Here is a 578-nt window from a genome sequence, read left to right as displayed (position 1 = left end):
TCCCGCCGTGCCGATGGTGTTGTGGTGCGGGTTCGTCCCTGTCAGTCCGTGCGGACCGTGCTGGGGTCCACGTTCCGGGCGGCAAAGATGAGCAGGCCGGAGGCCAGGATGGGGAGGACTCCCCACCATAGGGTGGCGGTGATCCAGCCGGAGCCGGCGGCGAGGGTGGCGGTGATCAGCAGGCCGCCGATGATCGCTCCGACTTGGCCGGAGGCGTTGATGATGGAGGCGCCGGTTGCCCGGGTGTGGACGGGGAAGCCTTCGCCGGTGAAGAACAGCAGGGCGGAGAAGGGGCCGATGAGGAAGAACAGCCCGGCGCTGTTCAGCCCGATGATGAGCGGGAAGTTCCCGTTCGGGGCCTGGAGCATGGTGAAGAAGGAGACGGCGCACAGGATCCAGCCGATCCCGATCGCGTTGCGGCGCCCGATCCGGTCGCCGAGCCAGCCGTGGAACAGGTAGCCGGCGAAGGCCGAGGCGTTGGAGATGATGAGTACCAGCAGCGCGTTGTCGAACTCGATGTTCTTACCGTCCGGTGCGGTAAGCAGCGACGTGCCGAGGATCGCGAATGCAAGGACGCC

At 67.0% G+C, this 578-nt stretch carries 1 protein-coding gene; it reads right to left on the bottom strand.

Annotated features, from left to right (window positions below; genetic code table 11):
• Positions 1 to 41: 41 nt before the first annotated feature.
• On the bottom strand, positions 42 to 578 hold a 537-nt coding region (locus tag Y706_RS0114500; protein WP_028277148.1), incomplete at its 5' end, for an MFS transporter.

Origin of the sequence: Arthrobacter sp. I3, assembly GCF_000520575.1 — a bacterium.
In the GTDB taxonomy this organism is placed as follows: domain Bacteria; phylum Actinomycetota; class Actinomycetes; order Actinomycetales; family Micrococcaceae; genus Arthrobacter; species Arthrobacter humicola_A.
This window is presented reverse-complemented; position numbering and strand designations above follow the sequence as displayed.